The sequence below is a fragment of the Anaerosporobacter sp. genome, assembly GCF_965301125.1.
In genome coordinates this window covers 1-18,137 of sequence record NZ_CBDLAM010000070.1, presented here as the reverse complement: position 1 = coordinate 18,137, position 18,137 = coordinate 1, and the positions used below count along the sequence as shown (strand labels likewise).

Sequence of the window (18,137 nt, the reverse complement as noted above, 5' to 3'; positions counted from 1 at the left end):
AAGCAATTGTGATTGGTGGCGGACCGTGTGGTATGGCGGCTTCTATAAGCTTACAGGGGATTGGAAAAAATCCGTTGATTATCGAAAAGGGGAATATTGTTAATTCAATCTACAATTACCCAACACACCAAACTTTTTTCTCAACCAGTGAGAAATTAGAAATTGGTGATGTCGCTTTTATTACTGAAAATCGGAAACCTGTCCGGCTCCAGGCACTAACATATTATAGAGAAGTAGCGAAGAGAAAGAATTTAAGAATATCATAAAACAATTAGAAAAGTTATAGATGGAGGAGATATTTATGTATTTAGCAACAGGTTTAGAGTCATTTGTTGAATATTTACCAGTATTGTTACCATTAATTATAGTAGAATTTGTTCTTATGATTACTGCATTAGTGCATGTATTACGACACAACACATATCGATTTGGGAATAAAGTGATGTGGGCAATTATTGTAGTTTTTATTCAGATTATTGGACCAGTAGTTTACTTCGTGTTTGGAAGAGGAGACGAGTAAGATGAATATCTTAGAAGTTAATGAAGTTAAGAAAGCTTTTGGAAAGCAGATAATCTTAGATGGTGTGAACTTTCATGTACCAGAACATACTGTATTCGGGTTCCTTGGACAAAATGGTGCTGGCAAGACCACGACAATGAAGATCATACTAGGACTTTTGCAAGCCGATCAAGGTAGTGTTATGGTGAATGGTGAAAAGGTTACTTATGGACAGACAGATACGAATCGATTTATTGGTTATCTGCCAGATGTACCTGAATATTATGGGTATATGAAACCTTCAGAATATCTTGCCTTATGCGGTGAAATCACAGGAATGAAGAAGAATGAGTGTAAGCAAAAGACACAGGAGTTATTAAATCTAGTTGGACTAGAGAAAGCGAATAAGAAGATTGCAGGTTTTTCTAGAGGAATGAAGCAAAGACTTGGTATTGCACAAGCACTATTAAATGATCCTAAATTATTGATTTGTGATGAACCGACTTCCGCCCTTGATCCTATTGGTAGAAAAGAGATTCTTGATATCTTGTATAGAGTGAAGGAAAAGACGACAGTAGTATTCTCAACCCATATTCTTTCTGATGCGGATCGTATATGTGATAATATAGCGTTAATACATCAAGGAAAGATTCAAATGCAAGGGGATTTGGCAACAATCAAAGCAAATCATATGAAAGAAGGATTGGAGATTGAATTTGCAAAGATAGAAGATTTAAAACGCTTTCAAGATGAAATGAATGATTTATCAAATATATGTAAGGTAAAAGAGGATAATCCGTTAACCATTGAATTAAAGGGAAGTAATATGAATAAGTTGCCTAAGGATTCTTTACAGATTCTAGCTAAAAACGAAATCGTTCCAGTGAAGTTTATGAGATTAGAACCAACACTTGAAGATCTGTTTTTAGAAATTGTTAAAGAATAATGGATTTATGGGAGAAAGGGAGTAAAGATGAAAGCATATATAGCATTTACTAAAAAGGAATGGATGGAGAGTATTCGTACGTATAAACTCTTTATATTATTGACAGTTTTCTTTATACTTGGAATTATGAATCCCATTACAGCTAAAATTACACCAGATCTGTTAGCTAGTTTAGCGCAAGAAGGAATTACGATTTCAATAGCAGAACCAACAGCCATTGATTCTTGGATGCAGTTTTATAAGAATGTACCACAGATGGGGCTCATCGTACTTGTAATTATGTTCAGTGGAGGAATAACCGCAGAATATAGTAAAGGAACTTTTATTAATATGATAACGAAAGGGCTTAAGAGAAGTACAATTATTCTTTCTAAGTTTACCATGGAAGTATGTCTGTGGACGTTAAGTTTGTTACTTTGTTTTGCAACTACAGCTTATTATACCGCTTATTTTTGGAATATTGATGGCATAGGACATATCCTACAGTCAGTATTATGTCTATGGTTGTTTGGAATATTCTTAATTGCAGTACTATTACTAATGGGAGCAGCGGTAAAGAGCAACTATGCTTGTTTGTTATTAACTGGAGGTGTGGTTGTTGTACTTTTCATAATTAATATGATACCAAAGTTGCAGGAATACAATCCTATTCGCCTTGCTTCGGATAATTTATCATTAATTACAGGGGATATGGCGATGGGGGATTTTAGTTTTTCGATTGTCTTAACACTTATAGGGATAATCCTTTGCTTACTCGGGGCAATACAGGTCTTCAATAAGAAAAAAATATAGATAGTATTATTAAACTACCACCATACGCTAAGAGCATATATAAGATGCTTTCAGTATGGTGGTTTTGCATTGGAAGAATTTTGAACTTAGTAATTAATTCTTGACACGCTAACAAATGTTAGCTATAATTAGGCTAACGATTGTTAGCAAACAATGTTTTGAATGTTGAAGGGAGTATATATAATTATGCAAGAAATTGATTTGGGTGAATATCTATATGGTGGAATTGAGAGAATTATTAAGGGAGCGATGAAAGCTACACTAAAAAATCCAAAAGAGTCCGTATTTTTAAGTAAATATGTTTTGTCAGCAAAGAAAGCTGCAAAGATACGAAAAGAGTATGATGAGAAAGAGGTACATATACCAGCATTCTTAATTGCTAGTATAACCACAAAGTGCAACCTTCATTGTGCTGGTTGTTATGCAAGGGCAAATCAATCTTGTACAGATACCAAATGCCAGGGACAGATGAGCGGTGAAGAATGGAATAGGGTATTTTCACAGGCAAAAGAATTGGGGATAAGTTTTATCTTGTTGGCAGGGGGAGAGCCATTTATAAGAAGAGACGTAATTGAAGAGGCAGCGAAGCATAAGGATATCATTTTTCCTATCTTTACGAATGGTACCATGTTTGAGAAAGATTATATGCAATTATTTGATGAAAATCGAAACTTAGTCCCTATCTTAAGTATAGAAGGTCAGAAAGAGAATACTGATTTACGTCGTGGAGATGGTATGTATGAGATATTACAGGAAAACATGACGAAATTAAAGGCAAAAGGAATTCTCTATGGAGTATCGGTGACAGTAACGAAGAGTAATCGTGAAGAAGTAATGAGTGAAGCATTTACGACTATGTTAGTGGAACAAGGTGCTAAGGTGGTAATCTATGTAGAATATGTTCCAGTTGATGAGAAGACAAAAGGCCTTGCTATTGATGAAGAAGAACGGATATTAATGGAGAGGCGGCTAGCAGACCTTAGAGTTGAGCAAGAAAATCTCGTGTTTGTATCATTTCCTGGTGATGAGAAGACATCAGGAGGTTGTTTAGCAGCAGGAAGAGGATTCTTTCATATCAACGCAATGGGTGGAGCAGAGCCATGCCCTTTCTCGCCATATTCAGACATGAATGTTAAGGAAAGTACACTTTTAGAGGTTTTGCAATCACCATTGTTTCGTAAACTTCGTTCTGATAATATATTAATGAACGAACATATCGGAGGCTGTGTTCTATTTGAACAAAAAGCAATTGTAGAGAAGTTATTAGATTAAGAGAAGATACTATATTAGGAGAAGGCATATGATAGAAGAAGACTGTTTCAATGAAATGGATAAATTAAGTACGAAAGATAAGATATTGCTTATGTCACTTGAACTATTCTCAAGAGGTGGTTATGAAGGGGTATCCATGAGAGATATAGCAAATGCAGTTAATATTAAAGGGAGTTCTATATACAAGCACTATAAGAGTAAGCAGGATATCTTTGATTCCATAGTAAACTATATGGAACTTCGTTATAACGAAGCTATGGAATTGATTCAATTACCACAAGGAGAAGCTTCAAGTGTTGCTGATTCTTATATGAATATTACAAGTGACAAACTTTTTGAGATAGTATATAAGATATTCTTATATTATCTGAAAGATCCTTACACATCGAAATTCCGTAGGATACTGATTATGGAGCAGTATAGAAATCCTGTGATACGTGATACATTTAAGAAAATATATTTTGATAATGCATTAGTGTTTCAAGAAGAATTATTTACTGTATTAATCGAGAGAGGGATGTTTAGGAAAGTAGATGCTAAGGTTATGGCATTGCAGTTTTACGCACCAATCTATCTATTGATTTGTCAGTATGATTCTTTCGATGGTGGAGAAGAAGAGGCGAAGGAAGTAATTCGAAAACATGTATATCAATTTGCGGAGATGTATGAGATGCACGAAGAGTTATAAAACATTGTAATTTAAGGAAGATTATGGGTTGACAGATGAAAAAGTCTGTTATATGATACGTATATAAATAAAAGGAAGCTAAGTGCAAACAAGAGATATAATTTGATTGCACTGTATGGAGGGACGAAGATGATTATTATTACTTGCTAATTTGAATGGAAACTAGATAATAACATATCTGTTTAGGTAGATTTCAAAACTAACCTAAATAGTTGCATAGCAACAACTGGTTGCTTATGCGATGTTTTTTGAATGCCATTTAGCAAGTATAGTATCGTTTGTCTATCCCTCGTTAGAGTTACTTTGACGAGATATATGTGCGAGTTTGTTCGCTTTTGATTGGATTAGAAGACGCTAGGTATTTGCCTTGCGTCTTTTTTTGTTCATGTCAATAGAAGTTTAAGAAATGTGATTTCTATTGTTTATAAGAAGCGTTAATTATCTCACTGTAACCTCACTCAGAACTAGAATATGGTAAGCCATATTATTAGTTTTATACTAGGGAAAGAATACAATAGCGATATAATTTGATACTTGGTAAATGGCATGGCATGAGGAGAGACCATGAACAGATAGGAATCATGAAGTCATTAATACAGGTAACAATTAAGGGAGAGTGTACAGATGAGATATCAAATTACAGGTGGTATCGTTCGATTTGCGGCGACGACCATCTTAGATAATATTAATTTTGAAATAAGGGATAACGAAAAGATAGCAATTGTAGGACGTAATGGTTGCGGTAAAACTACTTTACTGAACCTAATTGCGGGGAATATATCCCTTAGTAATCTAGATAGTGATGAAGATAGTGGAATCTATATGGCAGGAGATTTGAAGATAGGTTTCTTAAAACAAATTGATTTCACAGACAATACCTTATCAATTGAAGAAGAAATAATGAAGGTATACGAACCAATACTATTGATGAAGCAACGAATGGATGAACTTGTTAAGAAGATGGAAAAGGATTCTTCTGAGAGAATCTTGAACGAATACGGAAAGCTATCGATACAATATGAAAGTCTTGGTGGATACACGTTCAGACAAGATATGGAGACTGTATTCCAACGTTTTGGCTTTTTGTTAGAAGACTTGAAAAAACCGATTATAGCTTTGTCTGGTGGGCAGCAGACGAGAGTTGCATTTGTTAAATTACTGTTAAGTAAACCAGATATTCTTTTGTTAGATGAGCCAACAAACCATTTAGATATATCAACAATCGAGTGGTTAGAGGGATATCTTAAAAACTATAATAAGGCAGTTGTTATTGTATCTCATGATCGTATGTTTTTGGATCGTATCATAGATGTGACTTACGAGATTGAATATACGCATATAAAACGATATACAGGAAATTATAGTGCATTTATTCAAAGAAAGCGTCTTGATGCAGAGAAACAAGAGAAAGATTATATTGCACAACAAAAGGAAATTGCAAGATTACAAAAATTTGTAGAACAGTGGAAGAACACTCCGACGAAAGTTTCTATGACACGTTCCAAATTAAAAGCAATCGAACACATGGAAAAAATTGAAAAACCACAAAGGTTTGATACGAAAGCATTTCACGCTCAGTTTTCACCGAGAATAGAATCTCATAAAGAAGTAATGAGAATTAAAAAACTGGGTATTGGTTATGATCATGTACTTAGTAAAGTTAGTCTAGATATCTTAAAAGGTGAAAAAATTGTGGTAATCGGTGAGAATGGAATAGGAAAATCCACATTATTAAAGACATTAGTTGGTCAAATCCCATCTTTAGAAGGTACCTATGAATATGGAATTGATGTTGAGATGGGATACTTTGAACAGCAGATGGCCCAGTATTCTAGCGAGGAGACAATACTCGATGATTTCTGGAATACCTACCCTGATATGAAGAAGACGCAGGTACGAAATGCGTTAGGACATTTCTTATTCTCACAAGATGATGTGTACAAGAAGATTAATCAATTATCTGGAGGAGAGAAGGTACGACTGGCACTTCTTAAAATCTTCACAAGAAAACCAAATTTCTTAATCTTAGATGAACCTACGAACCACATGGATATAGTAGGAAAACAGGCTCTTGAAAGTATGTTGCGTGCTTATACTGGAACGGTATTATTTGTTTCCCATGATCGTTACTTCATCAAAGAAGTTGCAACAGCAATGCTAGCTTTTGAGAAAAATAAAGTTGTTTATTATCCGTATGGATATGAAGAATATCTTGTTGAAAGAGAAAAGAAACAAGAGAGTAATTTAAGTATTGTAGAAAAAGGAATTGGGAGAAATCTAAAAGCACAAGTTTGTGTAGGTGGCGCAATAAGCAATTATTCAGAGGATGTGTTGGAAACAGTAAAGAAGTCAGTGAACCCTGGCAAAGAAGAAGCTAAGAAAAATCGTCAGATAGCCAAATTAGAAGAAAGGATAGCGATATGTGAAGAAAAGATAGAAGTATTAAAAGAAGAATGTATGAAAGAGGAATATGTGGCAGATTATAAAAAGCTTGAGGAATTAACAAACCAAATTGAAGAGACAGAAAAAGAATGGGAAGAACTAATGGAAACACTAGAACAGCTTAAGTAAACCAAGCTTGCATTTATCATCAGCGCAATTTATAATGTAACTTGTCGAAGTGAGTAATTGATTTCACAAGGCAAGCTAGTCATAGAATGATAAATGGAGGTATGAATCATCATGGTTCGATTAAAACGGGGCAAAGTGATTTTGGCATCAATGGTACTTATGTTTGCGGTTACTGGTTGCGGTGGCAATAAGAGTGCTAGTGATTATTATAAAGAGGGTATGAAACAATACAAAGAGCAGAATTATGAGAAAGCAAGCGAAAGCCTTAAAGAGGCAGTTACGAAGAATCCCAATAAAGCAGAGTATTACATTGATTATGGAATGACTCTTATTCAATGTGAAAATTACGAAGAGGCTTTAATCCAATTTGATAAAGCAATCCTTGATAAAGACAACAAGATTGTCAGGGCGAATAACAAGATGGCTTATCGAGGTAAAGGGATAGCATATTATAATTCTGCGGATTATGAATCAGCTATTAAAGCATTCACAAAGGCTATAAAGATAACAGATCGTTCTGATTTAGATATAGATATTCTATTCTATCTAGGAGATGCACAGGAAAAAACCTTAGATCAAGAGGGAGCAATAGCAACCTATACTAAGGTTATAGAGAAGAAGGCAGATCAAAGTGATGCGTACTATAAGCGTGCTGTATTAAAAGGACAAATGGGGCAGCTTGAAGATTCGGTAGCAGATTTTGATAAGGCAATTTCTTTTGATAAAGACAATTATGAATACTATTTTGGAAAATATGCCATCCTATTACAGCAAGGGGATACTGCAGGAGCAAAAGATGTTCTTTCATAAGCCTTGTCAATTAAGTCGGATTCTAAAGAAGATTATTAAAATGTAGGGTTATTGCATTTATATCAAGGAAGTTACGATACAGCCTAAGAGGAATTGACTACTGCTATTGAAAATGGATTTAATGGAGCATATTTCTACCTTGGAGAAATCGCTATGGTAGAAGAAGATTATGAGAATGCAGCGACGAATTATGAACAGTATATTCAAACAACTGCAAATATAAAATCTGCAGTTGTATATAATCAATTAGGCGAAGCGTATCTTAAGTTAGAGTCTTATGATCAAGCATTAACAGCTTTCCAAAATGGAATTAAACTGAACGATAGCACAATTATGCAACCACTAAAATATAATGAAATTGTTGCCCTTGAGCATGTAGGTGAATTCGATAAAGCATATAAAAAGGCGAAGAAATATTTGAAAGCATATCCAGATGATGAGGGCATGATAAAGGAACTGGAATTCCTTAAGACAAGACAAGAAGATGCCCTCACGGATAACACGAAGTAGGTGAGTTTTTCACGGATGAACAATGTTCATTATGTAAGTGCTAGCCTATGAATACAGTTGAAAGAAAGGGCATGGTATAATAATGGCGGAAATATTTGAAATAAAGGAACAAGAAGAGCGGATGATTCTAGTAGGTGTCGCTACTAGTGATGGAGATGATACAGAGCAATCCCTTGATGAATTGGAAGAATTAATTAAAACAGCAGGTGCCGACACAATTGCGAAAGTAATTCAAAATCGTGAGAGTGTGCACCCTGGTACGTATATTGGTAAAGGTAAGATAGAAGAAGTGAGATTGTTGGCACAGGAATTAGATGCTACTGGTGTTGTATGTGATGATGAATTGTCGCCTGCCCAACTTAAGAATTTAGAAGAAGCCCTTCAAATTAAGGTGATGGACCGAACGGTTACGATTCTTGATATATTTGCACAAAGAGCTTCTACACGTGAAGGTAAGATTCAAGTTGAGTTAGCGCAATTAAAATACCGTTCATCACGGTTGGTTGGTCTTAGAAGTTCCTTATCAAGACTTGGTGGTGGTATTGGTACGAAAGGTCCAGGTGAGAAGAAGTTAGAGATGGATCGTCGTTTGATTCGTGATCGCATCTCTCAATTGAATCGTGAGCTGGAAGATGTAGTTCGAACAAGAGAAACGACGAGATCACAAAGAAGCAAGAATCCAGCACCAGTTATTGCAATTGTTGGATATACCAATGCTGGTAAGTCTACGTTGTTAAATACATTAACAAGTGCAGGCGTATTATCTGAAGATAAACTGTTTGCAACACTAGATCCAACCACTAGAAATCTAAAACTGGAGAGTGGTCAACAGATCCTTCTTACTGATACAGTTGGATTTATTCGAAAGTTACCACATCATTTGATTAATGCATTTCGCAGTACACTTGAGGAAGCAAAATATGCGGATATTATCTTACATGTGGTAGATAGTTCAAACGAAGAAGCATACAAACATATGCATGTAGTATATGAAACTCTTGATAACTTAGGAGTTAAGGATAAAACTATCATTACTGCATTCAATAAAGTAGATAAAGTAGAAGAGCAGCAAATCCTAAAAGATTTCAAAGCAGATCGTACGGTACAGATTTCTGCAAAGACTGGTGAAGGGTTAGATGACCTATTAAATACCATCGAAGAAATTCTTAAGGAACACAAGATATTGATTGAGAAAGTTTTTCCATACTCCGATGCAGGCAAGATTCAAGTTATCCGTAAGTATGGGCAACTACTTCAGGAAGAGTACCAATCAGAAGGAATTTATATAGAAGCGTATGTTCCAAAAGAAATATATTTACAACTTTCGAAATAATTTTTGATGTGAATATAAATACAATATATAGTGTTTGTGATTCGAATGGCATATAGATATGGTAGATATATTGCTTGACTTAGATACTGTATTCTGCTACAATTTAACCGATGGGAAAATCAGGGATGATACATTTTACTAGGACATATTTCTCAGTGTATGGAATAGTTGGATGTATAGTACTTTGATTTTCTTTGTCGGTTTTTTTGTTTCAAAACATTACTAAAAAGTCTTATACTTTGCACTAGATATAGTAGTGTTGTAATTGAAAGAAAATGAATTGCGAAGGGAGAACGGTTTATGTTTAATGTTGTTAAGAGAGATGGAGAAGTCGCAGAATTTGCTATTAAGAAGATTTCAGATGCAATTTCCAAAGCGTTTAATGCTACAGAAAAGCTGTATAATGAAGATATCATTAATCTCTTAACGCTACGAGTTACTTCAGATTTTCAAGATAAAGTAAAAGATGGCGTAATTAGTGTTGAGGATATTCAAGATTCAGTTGAGCAAGTATTAGAGCAAACGGGATATACAGATGTTGCTAAGGCATATATTTTATACCGTAAAAACCGAGAAAAAATTCGTAATATGAAGTCAACGATTCTTGATTACAAAGAAATTGTGGATAGTTATGTGAAAGAAGAAGATTGGAGAGTAAAAGAGAATTCAACAGTGACGTATTCTGTTGGTGGACTCATTCTTCATAATTCAGGTTCCATTACTGCAAACTATTGGTTATCCGAGGTTTATGATGAGGAAATAGCTGCTGCACACAGAAATGCGGACATACATATTCATGATTTATCCATGTTAACAGGATACTGTGCAGGATGGTCATTGAAACAATTAATAAAAGAAGGTCTTGGAGGTATACCTGGTAAGATTACTTCATCACCTGCAAGCCATTTATCAACCTTATGTAATCAAATGGTTAATTTCCTTGGAATTATGCAAAATGAATGGGCAGGTGCGCAAGCTTTTTCATCTTTCGATACATATTTGGCTCCCTTTGTTAAAATAGACAATTTGTCATATAAAGAAGTAAAACAATGTATACAATCATTTGTTTATGGAGTTAATACACCTAGCCGTTGGGGAACACAAGCACCATTTTCAAATATCACCCTTGACTGGACAGTTCCTAATGATTTAGCAGAACTTCCTTGTATTGTTGGTGGGAAAGAGATGGATTTCAAATATAAAGACTGCAAGAAAGAGATGGATATGGTTAATAAAGCCTTCATCGAGGTTATGGTTGAAGGTGATGCTAATGGACGAGGTTTCCAATATCCAATTCCTACTTACTCAATTACAAATGATTTTGATTGGTCGGAAACAGAAAATAACAAATTATTATTCGAAATGACAGCAAAGTATGGTACACCATATTTTTCAAACTATATCAATAGTGATATGGAGCCAAGTGATGTTCGTTCTATGTGTTGTCGTTTACGTCTTGATCTAAGAGAATTAAGAAAGAAAACTGGTGGTTACTTCGGTTCTGGAGAAAGTACTGGAAGTGTTGGAGTTGTTACCATCAATATGCCACGAATTGCTTATCTAGCACAGAATGAAGAAGATTTCTTCAAGCGATTAAACCGTATGATGGATTTGGCAGCACGTTCCTTAAAGGTTAAGAGAAAAGTAATTACTAAATTGCTAGAAGAAGGACTATATCCATATACAAAGAGATACCTTGGTTCCTTTGATAACCATTTTTCCACCATTGGTCTTTTAGGAATGAATGAAGTTGGTTTAAATGCTCGTTGGTTGGGTGAAGATATGCCAAATAAAAAAACACAAGACTTTACAGTTAAGGTTTTAAACCATATGAGAGAACGTTTATCTGACTACCAAGTTGAGTTTGGTGATTTATATAATCTAGAAGCAACACCAGCAGAATCAACTTCTTATCGTCTTGCAAAACATGATAGAAAACGTTGGCCAGATATTAAGACTGCTGGTAATGAAGGGGACACTCCTTACTATACAAACAGTTCTCATTTACCTGTTGATTACACAGATGATATCTTCTCAGCATTAGATATTCAAGATCGTTTACAGACATTGTACACATCAGGAACTGTATTCCATGCATTTCTTGGCGAGAAACTACCTGATTGGGAAGCAGCTGCGAAACTAGTTCGAACAATCGCTAAGAATTATAAATTGCCTTATTATACGATATCACCTACATATTCAATTTGTAAAAATCATGGTTATATTAATGGAGAACATTTCACTTGCCCAGAATGTGGTGAAAAAGCAGAAGTTTACAGCCGTATTACAGGTTACTATCGACCAGTTCAAAATTGGAATGAAGGTAAATCACAAGAGTATGCAAATCGTAAACTTTACGAAGTTGGAAACTCCTTTGAAACAGGAAATCATGGTATACATAAGCAAGTATCTACTACAGAAAGTTGTGAGTCATTAGAGTTTGATGAGACTAATAGTATATCAAAAGACGGACTATACTTGTTTACAACAAAGACTTGTCCAAACTGCGCAATGGCTAAATCATATCTTGAAGGTTTGGATTATGTGGTAGTCGATGCAGAAGAGAACATAGAAGTAGCATCTGAGCTGGGCATAATGCAAGCACCAACTTTGGTTGAAGCGAAGAATGGAGAAATTAAGAGATATGTAAATGCTTCCAATATTAAGCGCTTTGCTGAAGCAAAATGCGTAACAGTATAAGATTGAACTTTAAGGCTTTTGCAGATAATATATGCAAAAGCCTTTTCCATGTAATATACATTAACTCATACTTGTTTTTTGTAGACAGATACTTTAGAATAATTAGAGATATTAAGGAGGTAGACATGAGTTTAGCAGATAATTTATTTATAGATATGTGTAAAGATATTTTAGAAAATGGTGTTAGCACAGAAGGTGAAAAGGTTCGTCCTAAGTGGGAAGATGGCTCCTTTGCTTATACTATTAAGAAATTCGGAGTAGTAAATCGTTATGATTTACAAAAAGAATTCCCTGCTATGACGCTTCGTAGAACAGCTATCAAAAGTTGTATTGATGAATTATTATGGATATGGCAAAAGAAATCGAATAACATCAACGACTTAAACAGTAAAATCTGGGATAGCTGGGCAGATGAGACAGGCTCTATCGGAAAAGCCTATGGCTATCAGCTACAAGTAAAGCATCAATATAAAGAAGGAATGATGGATCAAGTTGATCGTGTGATCTATGACCTTAAGAACAATCCGTACAGCCGTCGTATTATGACTAATATCTATGTTCATGAAGATCTACATGAGATGAATCTATATCCTTGTGCGTATAGTATGACATTCAATGTAACTAAGAAAAAAGATGGTAAGATGTATCTTAATGGAATTCTTAATCAACGTTCCCAAGATATTCTCGCAGCTAATAACTGGAATGTATGCCAATATGCAGTTCTTATTCATATGTTAGCTCAAGTATGTGATATGGAAGTTGGAGAATTAGTTCATGTTATTGCGGATGCCCATATCTATGATCGTCATATACCAATTATTGAAGAATTAATTACAAGACCAACTTATGACGCGCCTACATTCTGGATGAACCCTGAGATTAAGGATTTCTATCAATTCACAGTAGATGACTTCCGTCTTGATAACTATGTAACTGGACCGAAGGTTGAGAATATACCTGTTGCAGTTTAAGGTTATCGTTAATGTACTTGTGTTTTTTATGTTTGAATGCAAAACTCTATCTAAGAAGCAAATGTACATTATTAAGAGTTTTGCTTTTATACTTTATAGATACTCAAGTACAAGCGAGTGTATTGATAAATTAATAAATAGTTGTTCTTGAGTATTCAGCTTGAATTTAAACTAAATCTAAAACTTTTTAGGATGAACTTAGGAAATGTAAGTTTATTTCATAATAAAATAGGAATAAACTCTAACAAATACTATATAAAGAAAGGAACAAGAAAATGAACGTAATAGTAGCAGTAGATAAAAATTGGGCTATTGGTAAAAAGAATGATTTACTTGTTAAAATCCCTGCAGATCAACGTTTCTTTCGTCAAGAGACAACTGGGAAAGTAATAATAATGGGACGTAAGACACTAGAAAGCTTTCCACAATGCAAACCATTACCTAACCGCAGAAACATTGTTATCTCTAGAAAAGCAGACTATAAAGTGGATGGAGCAGAGGTAGTTGGTAGTATTGAAGAGGCGTTAGAATTGGTTAAGGATTGTAAAACTGAAGATGTTTTCGTGGTTGGTGGTGATTCCATCTATCATCAAATGTTGCCATACTGTGATGTGGCTCACATAACAAAGATTGATTATGCCTATGAGGCAGATACGTATTTCCCTAATCTTGATGAGATGCCTGAATGGAAGATTACGGAACAATCAGAAGAGCAAACTTACTATGATTTAGAGTACTGGTTTATGAAGTACGAGAGACAAAAATAAACCAATGTATAACCATAGTGAATATAAGATATAAGCAATTGATATGTAATAAAAAATTTAAAAACTATTGAAATTCATTTTTGAGAAGATTAATATTATAGAATAAATATTCGCATAACATGTACAGAATTGCATAACTACGGATAAATCACAATTAGGAAGGTGAATAAATATGTTAAATATCAGATTTGAGAAAACAACTACACCAAAGGAATTGCCTAAGGAAGACAATCCTTTAAAATTCGGTACAATTTTTACCGATCATATGTTTATTATGAACTATGAGACAGGAAAAGGATGGCACGATGCAAGGATTGTACCGTATGCACCACTTAGCTTAGATCCTTCAGCTATGGTATTCCACTATGGTCAAGAGATGTTTGAAGGTTTGAAAGCATACAAAACTGAAGATGGAAGAACATTATTATTCCGTCCTAATAAGAATATTGAGAGAGCAAATAATACAAACCGTAGAATATGTATACCAGAAATTCCAGAAGAAGATTTCTTAGATGCAATTAAAGCAATTGTTAAAACTGATGAAGCATGGATTCCAACAAAACCTGGTACATCGTTGTATATTAGACCATTTGTTATCGCAACAGATCCATACCTTGGAGTACGTCCATCTGATACGTATATGTTCATTATCATCTTATCACCAGTTGGTGCTTACTATCCAGAAGGCTTAAACCCAGTTAAGATCTGGATTGAAGATGATTATGTTCGTGCTGTTAAAGGTGGTGTTGGTGAAGCTAAGACAGGTGCTAACTATGTTGCTTCTTTAGCTGCACAAGTAAAAGCACATGATGAAGGATATTCACAAGTATTATGGCTTGATGGAGTAGAGAGAAAATACATTGAAGAAGTTGGAGCGATGAACATCTTCTTTAAAATTAATGGTACAGTGGTTACTCCTAAACTAAACGGAAGTATCTTACCAGGTGTTACAAGAAATTCAGTTATTGAATTATGTAAAGAATGGGGAGTTCCAGTTGAAGAGAGAAAAATCTCTGTAGATGAATTATACGAAGCTTCTAAGAATGGTTCATTAGAAGAAGTATTTGGTACTGGAACAGCAGCAGTTATCTCACCAGTAGGCCATCTTCGTTTCGAAGACCACGTAATGCAAGTTAGAGATGGTGGTATCGGTGAACTTAGTCAAAAAATTTACGATACAATCACAGGCATTCAATTGGGTGAAGTGGAAGATACATTCAACTGGACAGTTGAGGTAAAATAATAGAAAAAGGAGAAACTATGATGGTTACATCATGGTTTTCTCCTTTTTTAGTAACGAGGTAATTTATTAGTTGTCATAAGAAAGTTTATTTGTTAGAATAGTTTAGATTAAGGTAATGTAACAATTACAAACTATATATATTTCAGAAAAGAGAGGTACAATGTAGTGGCAGAGAATTTCAGAAATACGGCTATGATAACGAGTGTAGTTAAATTGCAAGAAGATATTGTCAGTATGTGGCTCAAAGATGAAGAGATAGCAAGGGCTGCAAAACCAGGACAATTTGTTTCGTTCTACTGTAAGGATGGAAGTCGTCTTTTACCAAGGCCAATTAGTATCTGTGAAATTAATCATAACGATGGTACATTACGTTTTGTATTTCGTTTAGTAGGTGAAGGAACAAAGGAAATTGCTACATATAAAGTAGGTGATGATATAACGATCATGGGACCACTTGGTAATGGATTTACGCTAGAAGGTAAAAAGGCAATGTTGATTGGTGGTGGAATTGGAATTCCTCCAATGCTTGAGTTAGCGAAACAACTTGATATAGAGAAAACCATTGTACTTGGCTATCGAGACGCTACATTCATGGAGCAAGACTTTGAAACTTATGGAGATGTATATGTAGCTACAGAAGATGGTAGTAAAGGAGTAAAAGGTAATGTTATTGATGCGATTCGTGAACATAAAATTGATGCAGACATAATCTTTGCTTGTGGACCAACTCCGATGTTACGTGGAATTAAGGCATATGCTGCTGAACATGGAATCAAGGCACAACTCTCATTAGAAGAAAGAATGGCATGTGGTATTGGTGCATGTCTTGCTTGTGTGTGCAAGACAAAAGAAGTGGATCATCATACTCATGTTCATAATACAAGAATATGTAAAGAGGGTCCAGTATTCTATGCAGAGGAGGTAGAGTTATAATGAATCTTAAAGTGAATATAGCTGGTGTTGAACTTAATAATCCAGTTACAACTGCCTCTGGTACCTTTGGATCTGGAATCGAATATAGCGATTTCGTTGACCTAAATCGCTTAGGTGCAGTAGTTACTAAGGGTGTGGCGAATGTACCATGGCAAGGGAATGCTACCCCAAGAATTGCAGAAACATATGGTGGTATGCTGAATGCGGTTGGATTACAAAATCCTGGTATGGACGTTTTTATAGAAAGAGATCTACCATTCCTTAAAAAATATGATACAAAGGTAATTGTAAATGTATGCGGTAAGTCAACAAGCGATTATGTTGAAGTTGTAGAACGTTTAGCGGATGAACCAGTTGATATGTTAGAAATTAATATATCGTGCCCAAATGTTAAAGAGGGTGGAATCGCCTTTGGTCAAAATCCTAAATGTGTTGAAGATATCACTCGTGCAGTAAAGAGTGTTGCAAAACAGCCAATTATCATGAAATTAAGTCCGAATGTTACGGATATTACAGAAACTGCAAAAGCAGCAGAAGCTGGTGGTGCAGATGCATTATCTTTAATAAATACCCTTACAGGTATGAAGATAGATGTTAATAGAAGAAACTTCGTACTAGCAAATAAAACTGGTGGATTATCTGGTCCAGCAATTAAGCCAATTGCTGTTCGTATGGTTTATCAAGTTGCTAATGCAGTAAACTTGCCAATTATTGGTATGGGTGGTGTTATGAATGTAGAAGACGCTTTGGAATTTATAATGGCAGGAGCAACAGCTATATCGGTAGGTACTGCTAATTTTGTAAACCCAGTGGCAACAATGGAAATCGTACAAGGCTTAGAAGAGTATCTTATGAAGAATAACATTGAAGATATCAACTCACTTGTGGGTTGCGTGAAGTAGGATTAGGTAGTTCAATAGTAAGCATAAAATTGTTATTATTAAGTAATTACAAATATATCAGAATATAGGAGGACAACAATGGAACAATATAAGAAAGAGTTTATTGAGTTTATGGTTGATTGCGGAGTACTAAAGTTTGGTGATTTCGTTACCAAGAGTGGAAGAAAGACTCCGTTCTTTGTAAATACTGGATTTTACCGTAAAGGTGCTCAATTACGTAAATTAGGTGAATATTATGCAAAAGCAATTGAAAGTAAATTCGGATTTGACTTCGATATTCTCTTTGGGCCTGCCTATAAAGGTATCCCACTTAGTGTAGCTACTACTATGGCAATTAGTGAACATTATGGTGTAGATATCGGGTATTGTTCTAACCGTAAAGAAGTTAAGGATCACGGTGATACTGGAATCCTACTTGGAAGCCCTATTCAGGATAAAGATAAAGTTGTTATTATTGAAGATGTTACAACAGCAGGTACATCTATCCAAGAAACTTTACCAATTATCAAAGCACAAGGTGATGTAGATGTTCTTGGTCTTGTGGTTTCTGTAGACAGAATGGAACGTGGTCAAGGATCAAAGAGTGCGTTGCATGAGATAGAAGAAACATATGGTCTAAAGACAACAGCAATTGTTACTATGGCAGAAGTTGTGGAACACTTGTATAATAAACCGTATAATGGTAAAATTATCATTGATGATACTTTAAAAGAAGCTATCGATGCTTATTATGACCAATATGGTGTAAGAGAATAACTTCTATTGTTAGATTGGAGGATTGAAGATGAGTGAAAGAGTATATAAGACTATGAAGTCAGTAGGAACAAGTAGTTTAGTGCTAGGTATTTGTATTATAGTATTTGGTATTGGAGCAGGAGTTGCTACTATTGTTAATGGTGGGAGACTGCTTAATAAAAAGTCAGATATATTGTTTTAGTTCAAAGTTGTCAGTTTGATATTCATTTACTACAACAAAAAGTAAGGGAATGTTGCAAGATAGATTTTTATAATCATCATTTGCAATATTCCCTTTTTTCTTTTTTTTATTAAGTAGTACCTTGTTTATCTATAAGCTTATAACCATTTACCTATTAGAAGATCTGAGTCAGTCGAGAAATCTGATTAGACAATAATAATTAAGCGGTGGTAGAATAACCCGTAAAAATACAGAAAGACAAACTATCAAAAGTCAATAGGTAA

At 34.8% G+C, this 18,137-nt stretch carries 18 protein-coding genes; all 18 read left to right on the top strand.

The genetic code is table 11. The annotated features are described in order from the left end of the window. Positions 1-266: NAD(P)-binding domain-containing protein (locus ACW2QF_RS09585; RefSeq protein WP_455715779.1), on the top strand; the 266-nt coding region annotated here is incomplete at its 5' end. Between the two features lie 35 nt (positions 267-301). Next, positions 302-520 carry a PLDc N-terminal domain-containing protein gene (locus ACW2QF_RS09580; RefSeq protein ID WP_455715778.1) on the top strand — a complete coding sequence of 73 codons (219 nt, stop codon included), beginning with the start codon at positions 302-304 and terminating at the stop codon, positions 518-520. A gap of 1 nt (position 521) precedes the next feature. After that, positions 522-1,445 carry an ATP-binding cassette domain-containing protein gene (locus tag ACW2QF_RS09575; RefSeq protein WP_455715777.1) on the top strand — a complete coding sequence of 308 codons (924 nt, stop codon included), beginning with the start codon at positions 522-524 and terminating at the stop codon, positions 1,443-1,445. A 27-nt stretch (positions 1,446-1,472) separates the two neighbouring features. Further along, positions 1,473-2,237, top strand: coding sequence for an ABC transporter permease (locus ACW2QF_RS09570; RefSeq protein WP_455715776.1), 765 nt, complete (start codon positions 1,473-1,475; stop codon positions 2,235-2,237). Positions 2,238-2,423: 186 nt separating this feature from the next. Continuing rightward, complete coding sequence (locus tag ACW2QF_RS09565; RefSeq protein WP_455715775.1) at positions 2,424-3,509, top strand: radical SAM protein; 1,086 nt, start codon at positions 2,424-2,426, stop codon at positions 3,507-3,509. Between the two features lie 28 nt (positions 3,510-3,537). Beyond that, positions 3,538-4,197, top strand: a complete 660-nt coding sequence (locus ACW2QF_RS09560) for a TetR/AcrR family transcriptional regulator (RefSeq protein ID WP_455715774.1) — start codon at positions 3,538-3,540, stop codon at positions 4,195-4,197. Positions 4,198-4,821: 624 nt separating this feature from the next. Continuing rightward, complete coding sequence (locus tag ACW2QF_RS09555; RefSeq protein ID WP_455715773.1) at positions 4,822-6,768, top strand: ABC-F family ATP-binding cassette domain-containing protein; 1,947 nt, start codon at positions 4,822-4,824, stop codon at positions 6,766-6,768. Positions 6,769-6,879: 111 nt separating this feature from the next. After that, positions 6,880-7,578, top strand: coding sequence for a tetratricopeptide repeat protein (locus ACW2QF_RS09550; RefSeq protein ID WP_455715772.1), 699 nt, complete (start codon positions 6,880-6,882; stop codon positions 7,576-7,578). Between the two features lie 93 nt (positions 7,579-7,671). Continuing rightward, a complete protein-coding gene (locus ACW2QF_RS09545; RefSeq protein ID WP_455715771.1) occupies positions 7,672-8,088 on the top strand; it encodes a tetratricopeptide repeat protein in 417 nt (138 codons plus the stop codon). Positions 8,089-8,170: 82 nt separating this feature from the next. After that, complete coding sequence (gene hflX, locus ACW2QF_RS09540; protein ID WP_455715770.1) at positions 8,171-9,421, top strand: GTPase HflX; 1,251 nt, start codon at positions 8,171-8,173, stop codon at positions 9,419-9,421. Between the two features lie 300 nt (positions 9,422-9,721). Continuing rightward, positions 9,722-12,121 carry a ribonucleoside triphosphate reductase gene (locus tag ACW2QF_RS09535; RefSeq protein WP_455715769.1) on the top strand — a complete coding sequence of 800 codons (2,400 nt, stop codon included), beginning with the start codon at positions 9,722-9,724 and terminating at the stop codon, positions 12,119-12,121. Positions 12,122-12,246: 125 nt separating this feature from the next. Further along, entirely contained in the window at positions 12,247-13,092 is an 846-nt protein-coding gene (gene thyA / locus ACW2QF_RS09530) for a thymidylate synthase (RefSeq protein WP_455715768.1), read from the top strand. Between the two features lie 275 nt (positions 13,093-13,367). After that, on the top strand, positions 13,368-13,859 hold the full coding sequence (locus ACW2QF_RS09525) for a dihydrofolate reductase (protein ID WP_455715767.1): 492 nt from the start codon (positions 13,368-13,370) through the stop codon (positions 13,857-13,859). 172 nt (positions 13,860-14,031) lie between these two features. Continuing rightward, positions 14,032-15,102: a branched-chain amino acid aminotransferase gene (locus tag ACW2QF_RS09520; RefSeq protein WP_455715766.1), complete on the top strand. Its 1,071-nt coding sequence runs from the start codon at positions 14,032-14,034 to the stop codon at positions 15,100-15,102. Between the two features lie 192 nt (positions 15,103-15,294). Continuing rightward, positions 15,295-16,035, top strand: a complete 741-nt coding sequence (locus tag ACW2QF_RS09515) for a dihydroorotate dehydrogenase electron transfer subunit (RefSeq protein ID WP_455715780.1) — start codon at positions 15,295-15,297, stop codon at positions 16,033-16,035. Then, positions 16,035-16,937, top strand: a complete 903-nt coding sequence (locus tag ACW2QF_RS09510; protein ID WP_455715765.1) for a dihydroorotate dehydrogenase — start codon at positions 16,035-16,037, stop codon at positions 16,935-16,937. The genes ACW2QF_RS09515 and ACW2QF_RS09510 overlap by 1 nt, the downstream gene beginning before the upstream one ends. 78 nt (positions 16,938-17,015) lie before the next feature. Beyond that, entirely contained in the window at positions 17,016-17,693 is a 678-nt protein-coding gene (gene pyrE / locus ACW2QF_RS09505; RefSeq protein WP_455715764.1) for an orotate phosphoribosyltransferase, read from the top strand. Between the two features lie 28 nt (positions 17,694-17,721). Continuing rightward, positions 17,722-17,874, top strand: coding sequence for a hypothetical protein (locus ACW2QF_RS09500; RefSeq protein WP_455715763.1), 153 nt, complete (start codon positions 17,722-17,724; stop codon positions 17,872-17,874). Positions 17,875-18,137 lie beyond the last annotated feature (263 nt).